The 10,034-nt window shown below is 68.3% G+C and carries 9 protein-coding genes; 7 read left to right on the forward strand and 2 right to left on the reverse strand.

The annotated features are described in order from the left end of the window. Window positions 1-86: 86 nt before the first annotated feature. From ABZ906_RS37465 to ABZ906_RS37480, 4 genes are all read left to right on the forward strand, one after another. Complete coding sequence (locus ABZ906_RS37465; RefSeq protein ID WP_361390383.1) at window positions 87-383, forward strand: DUF1778 domain-containing protein; 297 nt, start codon at window positions 87-89, stop codon at window positions 381-383. Further along, window positions 380-766, forward strand: a complete 387-nt coding sequence (locus ABZ906_RS37470; RefSeq protein WP_361390385.1) for a fic family toxin-antitoxin system, toxin component — start codon at window positions 380-382, stop codon at window positions 764-766. Before ABZ906_RS37465 ends, ABZ906_RS37470 begins: the two co-directional genes overlap by 4 nt. A gap of 363 nt (window positions 767-1,129) precedes the next feature. Next, the gene (locus ABZ906_RS37475) at window positions 1,130-1,870 is read left to right on the forward strand and encodes a GAF and ANTAR domain-containing protein (RefSeq protein ID WP_361390387.1); all 741 of its coding nucleotides are present in this window, start codon (window positions 1,130-1,132) and stop codon (window positions 1,868-1,870) included. A gap of 64 nt (window positions 1,871-1,934) precedes the next feature. Then, window positions 1,935-2,636, forward strand: coding sequence for a GAF and ANTAR domain-containing protein (locus tag ABZ906_RS37480; RefSeq protein ID WP_361390389.1), 702 nt, complete (start codon window positions 1,935-1,937; stop codon window positions 2,634-2,636). 122 nt (window positions 2,637-2,758) lie between these two features. On the opposite strand, the gene ABZ906_RS37485 is transcribed toward ABZ906_RS37480, so the two are convergent. Then, window positions 2,759-4,294, reverse strand: coding sequence for a multicopper oxidase domain-containing protein (locus tag ABZ906_RS37485; protein ID WP_361390391.1), 1,536 nt, complete (start codon window positions 4,292-4,294; stop codon window positions 2,759-2,761). A gap of 394 nt (window positions 4,295-4,688) precedes the next feature. Here ABZ906_RS37485 and ABZ906_RS37490 point away from each other — a divergent pair, with 394 nt between their 5' ends. Next, a complete protein-coding gene (locus tag ABZ906_RS37490; protein WP_361390393.1) occupies window positions 4,689-5,990 on the forward strand; it encodes a cation:proton antiporter in 1,302 nt (433 codons plus the stop codon). A 51-nt stretch (window positions 5,991-6,041) separates the two neighbouring features. Further along, the gene (locus ABZ906_RS37495) at window positions 6,042-6,659 is read left to right on the forward strand and encodes a class I SAM-dependent methyltransferase (protein ID WP_361390395.1); all 618 of its coding nucleotides are present in this window, start codon (window positions 6,042-6,044) and stop codon (window positions 6,657-6,659) included. 297 nt (window positions 6,660-6,956) lie between these two features. On the opposite strand, the gene ABZ906_RS37500 is transcribed toward ABZ906_RS37495, so the two are convergent. Next, complete coding sequence (locus ABZ906_RS37500) at window positions 6,957-7,547, reverse strand: TetR/AcrR family transcriptional regulator (RefSeq protein WP_361390397.1); 591 nt, start codon at window positions 7,545-7,547, stop codon at window positions 6,957-6,959. A gap of 122 nt (window positions 7,548-7,669) precedes the next feature. Between ABZ906_RS37500 and ABZ906_RS37505 the strand changes: the two genes are divergently transcribed. After that, window positions 7,670-9,031 carry an erythromycin esterase family protein gene (locus ABZ906_RS37505; protein WP_361390399.1) on the forward strand — a complete coding sequence of 454 codons (1,362 nt, stop codon included), beginning with the start codon at window positions 7,670-7,672 and terminating at the stop codon, window positions 9,029-9,031. Window positions 9,032-10,034 lie beyond the last annotated feature (1,003 nt).

Raw genomic sequence — 10,034 nt, forward strand, 5'->3', positions numbered from 1 at the left:
CCCCCCCGTCCTCCCCGGCAGGGTCGCGCTCCCATGCGACCTTTCCGGCCTGGCCAGCGGATGGGGCCATCGGTACCATCGGTACCATGACAAGCAGCCCCAAGGCCCTGAACCTGAGGTTCCCCGACCCGGTGCAGCGTGCGGCGATCGAAGCGGCGGCCCGGCAGGAGGGCGTGAGCCTGCAGGAGTACATCTTGCGGGCCGCCGTCGACCGGGCCACGGCAGTCGAGAAGACCTTCCTGGCCGCGTTCCGGGCCTCGCAGGCACGTAGCGGCGAAGCCTTCCGTGACCTCGGCGAACTGGACCCGGCCCCCGAGCAGCGGGCGGCCGAGCAGACCGCCCGCCGCGACCTGAACGCACCCGCACAGGGGCACGCTGCGTGACCCAGCCCGAACCACAGCACCCGCTCGACGTCTCCTTCCTGCTCCACGCCGCCGAACTCCTCGAAGGGGACCCCCAGGTCGACGATCTGGGCCCCTTGTACGCCGCGATCGGCCGAGTCAACGCCCGCGCCTTGGAGCACGACATCTACGGCTCGCTCAACCTGAAGGCGGCCGCGCTCCTGCACACCCTGGCCCGGCTGCCCTGCCTCGAGCACTCCAACGCGGCGTTCGCCTGGCACTCCACCGAGGCCTACCTGACGCTCCACGAACGCCGCCTGGACTACCCCATCAAGGCCGCGGCCGAACTCGTACGCGACGCCGCCTCCGGCACCCGGGGCGTGGCCGGCATCGCCCGCCAACTGCGCGACTGGACCGTCACCTGACGGCCAGGCCCGGCCGCCGACCCAGCGGACGAACCCCACGCACCAGAGGCCGTTGTCCCTCATCGAACATCGAAGTGATGGCCCCGCTTACATGACGGCCGCGTATTGCACACGGTCCTGCTTCCCCTGTCCCGGGGCTCGCCGGGCGAGTAGCGTGAAGCCGTACCGTAGAGCCGTCCGAACCGTATGGAACCGGTCGACGCGGCGGCTTGTGGCGGGTCGGCCAAAGGACCGAGGCGAGTAGCGAAATCCCTGTCAACGGGCATGACATGGCCTCTCATGGGCCGACATTCTGCCGCCGCCGGACGCAGCCTGGTCCCTGCAGCCGTTAGGGGACGGAAGCCAGCCGATCGGCAGATCCGCATGTCCTCCACCGACCGCGAAGTACGCATAGCCCGCACGATCCTCGACCTCGCCCACCGCCCCGCGGACTTCGATCCGCTCGAGCTGCTGCACGACCTGACCGCCCAGGCCAGCACCCTGCTGCCGGTACGGTGCGCCGGCATCACCGTCCTGGGCCATGACGGCACCTACGCCGTCTACATCACCGCCTCCGACAACCTGTGCCTGGCCCTGGAAGAAGAACAGAGCGAGCTGAACGAGGGCCCCTGCGTCGACAGCGCCCGCCAACAGAGGCCCCTGCCGGTGACTTCGCTGACCCGACCCCCCGGCACCCTGCGCTGGCCACGTTTCGCCCCGCGAGCCAGGCAAGCCGGAATCACGGCAGTCGCCGCAGTGGTGCTGCGCCTCCCACAGCTGCCCCTGGGCGCCCTGAACCTGCTGATCGCCAAGCGGCCGTACCCCAGCCGCCGTGACCTGCAGCTGGCCCAGACACTGGCCGATGCCACCAGCACAGCCATGGCCTTCCAACAGCAACTGGCCGACCAGGACCAGGTGCGCAGCCAACTGCAGAACGCGCTGGACAGCCGCGTGGTCATCGAACAGGCCAAGGGTGTACTGTCCGCCCACCTCGGCATCGACGTGGACGAGGCATTCAAGCGGCTGCGCGCCCACGCCCGCTCCCGACAGCAGAAGCTCACCGAACTGTCGGCCCAGATCGCCAGGGGCAACGTGCCCGCAGATCTCCTCACCCCCACCCCGTGACTCACACCCATCACCGCCAAGCATCACCACGCTCCGCGGGCCCGAACCGCTGGGGGGACGCGTGATGAGGGGCGGCGAGCTCACCGACTTCCTGGACGGCCTGCACCAAGTCGCCCGCGACGGCGGCGATCTGTCCGCGGCCGGGGCGGCCGACGCTGCCCGCCTGCTGCATCTGGACGCCCTGACCCTGAGCCTGTACTCCGCCCGCGGCGTGCTGGAACTGCTGTGGGCCGACCGCGCCGACCCGCTCGGCACGGCCCTGGAGGACGTCCAGTACACCCTGGGCGAGGGCCCCACCCTGGACGCCGCCCGCGACGGATGCCTCGTCACCGAGACCGACCTCAGCGCCGCCCCGGCTGACCGCTGGCCGTTGTTCACCTCAGCCGCCTGCCGCACCCCCGCCCGCTCCGTCATCGCCATCCCCCTGTTCCTGGGCCTGGCCACCGTCGGCGTCCTGACCGGCTACCGCACCACCCCCGGCCCCTTCCCCGTCGGCCAACGCCAAGACCTCGCCCGCTTCGCCGGAACGGCCCTGGACCTACTGCTGCGCACCCCGCCCCAGTCCCTGGCCAGCGGAACCGACGGGCCCGCCCTGCACCGCGCCACCGTCCACCAGGCCGCCGGCATCCTCAGCGTCCACCTCGGCATGACCATCAACGAGTCCCTGCTGCGCATGCGCGCCCACGCCTGGCGCCACGACCTCCCCCTCCTCCACGTAGCCCACGACATCACCACCGGCCACCTCCACTTCGACCCCGAGGACTGACCGGCACCACCGTCGAACACACCGCTGTCCGACACCAGTAGTGAGGGCGACACCGACGGGACACTCCACGAATTCAGCAACCGAACACCGGCTCGGGCCGGACTGATTCCGCCGGGCACGACCTAGTGACCCCCGTGACCCCCGCGACTCTGGTGTGCCCCGTGTCCCCCGGACGGTGTGCCCGCCGCTTGCCCCTTGTCGACGACGACGAACTGCCCCATCATTCCGCCGTCCTCATGGGTCAGCAGATGGCAGTGATACATGTACGGAGTGTCCGGGTCGGCCGGCCCGTCGAATCGCATCGCCAGCTTCATCGTCGTGCCGTTCGGCAGGAACACCGTGTCCTTGGCCCCGCGCAGCTCGGGCGGCGGCGCCTCGCCATTCACCTCGAGCACCCGGAACTGAACGTCGTGCACATGGAAGTTGTGCGGCATGCCGTTGCTGTTCCGGACGGTCCACGTCTCGGTGGCGCCCCGCGTGACGGTCTCATCTATTCGGTCAATCTTCATCGCGCGCCCATTGATCCCGGACTGCTTCAGATCGAAGAACCGCCCACGCGCCGGATCCTTGCCGTCAGGCACCTCCAGCTCACCCAGCCGCTGCGGAATATCACCCGAGGCACGCAGCTGCTTCGCGGCCCGCAGCTCCAGGACGTCGAAGGAGTCATCGCCCCCACTGAACCGCTGCTCCCACGAACCCCCGTAGTTGTCCTGCGGGAAGCTGCGCAGGACGGTCTTCTCGCCTGGCTCCATACGCACCACGATCTCGGCCCGCTCGCCGGGCGACAGCTGTATCCGCTCCATGCGGGCCGGCTGCTCCAACAGTCCGCCGTCCGTGCCGACCAGAGAGAAGGAGCGGTCGTCCGGGAAGCCGAAGTCGTACGTGCGAGCCGTCGAAGCGTTGAGCAGCCGCAGCCGGACGAGTTCGTCGCCGACCTCCTGGTACGGACGGAGCGTGCCATTGACCATGGTCCGGTCGCCCAGGAAGCCGATGCTGCGCATCATCTCGTGACCGTGGTCGAACTCCGCGCCGTCGAACTTCACGTCCTGCACGATCACCGGCAGATCGTCGACCCCGTACTTCTTGGGCAGCGTGAGCCGCGCGGACTGCTTGTCGTCGAGGAGGAACATCCCCGCAAGACCCCGCTGCACATGCTTCTCCGTCGCACCGTGCGGATGCGGGTGATACCAGAGCGTCGATGCGGGCTGGTCCACAGTCCACTGCGGACTCCAACTGCCGCCAGGCTTGACCATCTGGTGCGGGCCGCCGTCCATCTTCGCGGGCAGGTGCATGCCGTGCCAGTGCACGGTCGACGCCTCATCCAGACCGTTCCTTATCCGCACGCGAACCTTCTCACCACGCTCCGCGCGCAGCGTCGGCCCCAAATAGTCACCGTTGAAGCCCCAAGTGGGTGTCTTCCGACCGTCCTCGAACTCCTTCATGCCCGCCTGCATCCGCAGGTCGAAGACGCGGGTGCCGTCCCTGTCCACGCGTGACGTGGCGAGCGGAGGTATCGACAGTTCGTTGTCGAACCGCTCCTCGCCGACCGTGCTGACCTTGGCGTCGTTCCACAGCCACAGGACGCCGCCGCCGATCGCCAGCGCCACGACGATGACGAACGAGCCGAGAATGACGAGGACGCGCTTGAGTGGGGACATGCTTCAAGCCTCGCGACGAGCCCGCCCCGGGACATCGGGGAACGCCCCGGAACGAGCCCGGACACAGACCCCGGAGATCCTCAGGGATCCGCCCCTACGGGCCGGGAGGAGCTGGGCCGAAGCTTCACGAGACAGAGAACATGTCGGCCGCCGAATCCCGGAGTTGCCCTGCGGACTTCAGCTAGTCGGACGCAGACGAGGGGGCGGACGGCAAAGACCGATGGCGGCAAAACTCGGAGGCAGGGTCGGCCCGACCAGCGGATGAGAGCCCACCGGCGCGCATCCGGCCCGCGATACGCAACGCGCGCACGCCGCCATAGCCGAGAAGCCGGACACGTGGAAGCGATACATTTCCCGGCCCAGTCGTCCAACCCCCGGACGGAATCCGACCGACGTGACCAGCAGCCAGATTACGGCCCTCTTCATCGACGTCGCGCTCATCGTCACCCTGGCCCGGGCAGGCGGCGCCGTGGCCCGGCGATGCGGCCAGCCCGCCGTTATCGGCGAAATCGTGGCCGGCATCCTCCTTGGGCCCACCCTGCTGCACGGGTCGGTATCAGAGACCGTCTTCCCCTTGGCAGTACGCAGCGAGTTGGCCGCCCTGGCCGACGTGGGCCTGATGCTGTTCATGTTCGCGCTGGGCATGGAATTCGACTTGTCTGCGAAACGCTCGGTACGGCGCACCTCGCTCTCCATCGCGACGTGCTCAATGGTGCTGCCCTTCGCGGTGGGCGCAGGAATCGGCCTGTGGTGGGGGCCCGGCGAAACCGAGGCAAGCAAGCTGGCCCACCTCCTGTTCATGGGCATCGCGCTCTCCGTGACTGCGTTCCCGGTACTGGCACGGATCATCGAGGACCGGGGCATAGCCCGAACGCCACTGGGCCAACTGGCGCTCGCCAGCGCCGCACTCTGCGACATCTTCGCGTGGACGTTCCTCGGCGTGGTCATGCTGATCTGCGGCAGCAGCGCACCCTGGCGTCTCCTCTGGGCCGTCCCCTACCTGATCCTCCTGATCACCGCAGTGCGGCCGCTGCTCCGCACGGTCATGCGCAAAGCAAGCCGCGAACTCGACCTGGTCGTGACGTTCGTCGGTCTGCTCGCGTCCAGTGCTGCCACGGAGTGGATGGGCCTGCACTTCATTTCCGGCGCCTTCGCCCTCGGCATCGTGCGTGCCAACGCCCGCCGCGGTCTGCCCGAAGAAGCGGATGCCCGACTCCGCCAGAACATCAGCACACTGCCGGAACGAATCTTCATGCCGATTTACTTCGTCGTGGCTGGCTGGAACGTAGACCTATCCGCTCTCGGTCCATCCCAACTACGCGACCTATCGGTGTTGTTGCTGGCTGCGATGGCTGCCAAGTTCCTCGCCGCGGCAGGGGCCGCCCGGCTATCCGGCATGCCCGTACGTGAGTCCGCGGTGATGGGCGCCCTGATGAACACGCGCGGGCTGACCGAACTCATCGTGCTGACAGCAGGCCGCGAGATGGGCCTCCTCGACGACACCCAATACACACTGCTCGTCACCATGGCCGTACTCACGACAATGTCCACGGGCCCGGCTCTGAACCGCCTCCTCCGCTCCTCCGAACCGGGCGGCGAGACGACACCACCCACACCCTCGGCCCCTCCGCTGCCAGCGGGAGAACCGGCACACGACGCCGCGTCCACATCACATTTGCGGGAGACACAGGGCTGATTGAACGGGTTGAAAATCGGGCATTCGTGCTGCTCACGTACCCTGACGGTCATGAGCCGTTGGGAAGAGCTGACCGGTGGGACGTCCGGAGAGGATTACGCCGCCCGTTTCGCGGCCCTGGCCGACAGCGGCAAGGACATGCACGGCGAGGCGCAGTTCTGCGCCGCACTGATCCCGGCCGGGGCGCGAGTGCTGGACGCCGGCTGCGGTACCGGCAGGGTCATGATCCGCCTGGCGGAGCTCGGCTACGACTGTGTCGGTCTCGACCTCGACGCCTCCATGCTGGCCGTGGCCCGCAGGCAGGCACCGCACCTGCCCTGGATGCAGGCAGACCTGGCCGCGTTCGACCCGGCTGAGCTCCCCGGCGGCGCGGACTTCGACCTCGTGGTCGCCGCCGGCAACATCTTCCCGCTCCTAGCCGCGGGCACCGAGGCCGCTGCGGTCAGGCACTTGGCTGCGGCCCTGCGCCCGGGCGGCCTTCTGGTAGCCGGATTCGGCCTGGACGTGGCCCATCTGCCGGTAGCGCCGTCCATCACCCTCCCGGAGTACGACGCCCACTGCGCAGCATCCGGCCTGACGCTGGTCGACCGCTTCGCGACGTGGGACGCCGCTCCCTACGAGGGCGGCGGCTACGCGGTCAGCGTCCATCGGGCGCAGCCGGGCGTCTGAAGGCCTCCTCTTCGCTGTACTCGTGCGGGCAGAGCCCCTTGGTGGGCGACGTGGCCGGTTATGTCCGGATATTTTCCAGGCGGCAACAATTTCGCAGGCCGTAACAGGAGTGTCGGGTGGGGCGGGTAACGCCCTGTCTTTGTCCGGTGTTCTCGGCGGGGTGGTTTGTGCGGGGTGGTGGTGTGGGCTGCCTGTCTTTGTCCGGCGGTCCGGCGGTCCGGCGGTGCGGTGGTGCGGTGGTGCGGTGGTGCGGTGGTGCGGTTGTCGGGTGGTGGGGTGGTGGGGTTGCTGTTTCGGCTATTGGCGGGTGTTGGTGATGGTGGTGAGGGTGTGTAGGCCGGTGATGATTTCGGGGGCGTGGGGGGCTTGGTCGGGGTCGGTGAGCCATTGGGTCATCAGGCCGGTGAAGAGGGCCATTTGTGTGGCGCCCAGGGTGCGGGTGGCGGTGTCGGTGACTTCGTTCTCGGGTGTGCCGAGCAGTAGTGCTGCCAGGCCCCGGCGGCCCTGGGTCTGGCTTCCGGCGAGGTAGCGGCGCAGATCCTCGGAGTGTTCTGCCTGGAGCAGGGCTTCGAGGGTGGCCAGCCACAGCGTCCGGTCGTCCTGGAAGGACTGGATGACCTGCGCCCACATCGCCTCGTAGCGCGCGTCCGGGCTGCTTCCGGCTTCGCCGAAGGACGCCAGGGTGCGGCCGATCCGGGTGCCCCACTCGTCGATCGCTTCGATGAGCGCGGCGTTCAGGAGCGCCTCGCGGGAGCCGAAGTGGTAGCCGATGGCCGCCATGCTCACGCCGCCGGCTGCGGTCACGATGTCGCGCACCGTGGTGCGGGCCCAGCCCTTGTCCTCCAGGCAGTGCCTGGCCCCGGCCAGCAGATCCTCGCGATTTCCCATGCCCAGAACGCTACCCGCCGCATTGCGCGAACGAATCAGACGCACGTCTTATACAAACGTATTGCGCGAGCGTCCAACTTCTGGGTACTGTCGTGCCGTACCCACCAGTCGAGGGAGATGTCATGAACCACAGCCGCCCCGCCAGCCGCCCCGTTAGCCGCCGTCGTCTGCTCGGCTCGGCCGCCGCCGTCCTCGCTGCGGGGGCCCTCGGTTCGGGCACCGCCGCAGCGTCGACGCCCTCAACTCCCTCGGCTGGCGAGCCGATAGGCGCCCTGGACCGCAGCGCGCTGCCTCTGCACGATCTGGATGGGCTCGGCCGCATGATCGGCGGTGCCCGGGTCGTGGGCCTGGGCGAGGCCAGTCACAGCGCCCATGAGTTTTTCGTGCTCAAGCAGCGGCTTTTCCGTCATCTCGTGGCCACGAGGGGCTTCACCACGTTTGTGCTGGAGGCGAGTTGGAGCACCGGCCTGCGCCTGGATGCTTACGTCACCCGCGGTATCGGCGATCCTGCGCAGATCATGCGGGAGGAGTTCCAGGGTCAGTACGTTTTCTGGAACACGCGGGAGTATCTCGACCTGATCGGGTGGATGCGCCGGTACAACGCCACTCACCGGGGCCGGCCGCAGTTGCGGTTCGTGGGCAACGACCTCGGCTACGCGGGACCCGACGCTTTCGACCGCGTCACCGATTACCTTGCCGTGCACCGCCCCGAGCTGGCCGGGCGCATCAAGGACCTCTATGCGGGATTGAGGCCGGCGGCAGGGACCCGGGCGGGAGCGTGGATGATCGGTCAGCTGACCAAGGACCTGCCGGCGCGCCGGGCCGAGGCCGACCGGGCCGACGCCGCTCTGGCGCTGCTCCGTGACCACGGCCGCCCCCGTGCGGCCGGCCGCGACGGCCGGCGGGCGCACGCCTGGGCCCTGCAGAACGCGACCGCCATCACGCAGAGCTTCACCGGCTACGCCTTCCCCAACGAGCAGTTTCCCGAGCGTATGCGCTACCGCGACCGGGCCATGGCCGCCAACACTGCCTGGTGGCTGCGGCACGAGGGCGGCCGCATCCTGCTCGCCTCCAACAACGGCCATGTCGCCTATACCAGCGACAACCCGGAGGAGTTCCCGGAGCCCACCGGCGCCTTCCTGCGCGACCGGCTCGGCCCGGACTACGTCAGCATCGGTCTGACCTTCAACCAGGGCACCGTCAACGCCCTGCCCGAACCCATCGCCCAGCAGCCCCTGGAGTACGCCGTCGATCCGGCCCCGGAGGGCTACAACGAGCACACCCTCGAAAAGCTCCGCCACCGCGACTTCAGCATCGACATGCGCACCGCGCCCGCGGCGGCCCGCGCCTGGCTCGCCGCAGCCCGCCCCACCCGCTCCTACGGCTTGTACTGGTCGAGCGACGACCCGGAAACCGCCCTCGGCCACTCGTACGACATCCTCATCCACCTCCACCAGGTCGAAGCCGCCCACCTCCTGGGGTGACACGACAGGAGGGAAGCGGACCGGCTGGCCATCGCAGCCGCCGTCACGTATACCCCGGCGCTTGTACGTGACGACGAACAGGAACTTCCCGGCTCGAATCGCCTCCCTGCCCCGATAGTTCAGGCAAAGCGGCCCGAGCACGGCTTCGGCGCTCCGATCCGCCCGGGAACGGAGCAGGCGCAACTCATCATGCTTCGCGCACCCAGCGCTGATGAACTGCCGCGCCTCACCCGCCACCCTCCGGGTCGAAAAGAGGAAGGCACGCCGACTGTGTTCTTTCTGGGCTGCGGGAGGTTCCGGCCAGCCCGTAGATAGGGAAGTCGCTTTCGCGGCCCGGCTGGCGAGTCTCCGGCCTTCCCGCTTAATCCGCGCCTCGCTCGATGAGCACCCCCAAGGCAGTGACGGGCGCCCCACTGCGAGGAGGGTACGCCCGCCTGGAACCCGGCGGCAGCTGGGCCCGTGAGGGTTGCTGTGGCGTCCTTGTGGGGGAGTAGTGGGCAACTCCGGGCTTGGGACGTCTGTCCGCCCGGAGGGCTGCTGACCGCCCTCCGGCCAGGAGTTGGCCCGGAGGGCCAACGCCCCCTGCTTTTCCGGGAGTTTGCTTCTTCATCCCGGAAAAGGTGCAGGATGTTTCCAGTTCAGGGAATTGGAAATTTCCCGGTGGATTCCCGGAGGGAATTCCACCCGGCCAGGGAGGAATCGGCAAGATATGACGGGTAATCAATTCCGCATGGAGTATTGAGTGTTGGGAATTACGCCCGGAGGGTGGAATTCTTTTCGACTGGAAGTCGAATCAGTTATCGAAAAGGCCCGGAGGGCCCTTTCGATAACTCTCTCCCGGAGGGCGGTAATTCGCGCGGGGACGCGCGAAACGGAGAATCCGGAGGATTCGAGTATTCGGCTGCCGGAGGCAGAGCGATGTCGAGAATTCGAGCGCGTTCTGAATGTGCGGGAGCGCGATGTTCACAATCGTCGCGTCCAGGACCACCATGAGTTGGCAGGC

This window comes from Streptomyces sp. NPDC046925, assembly GCF_040644915.1.
GTDB lineage: Bacteria > Actinomycetota > Actinomycetes > Streptomycetales > Streptomycetaceae > Streptomyces.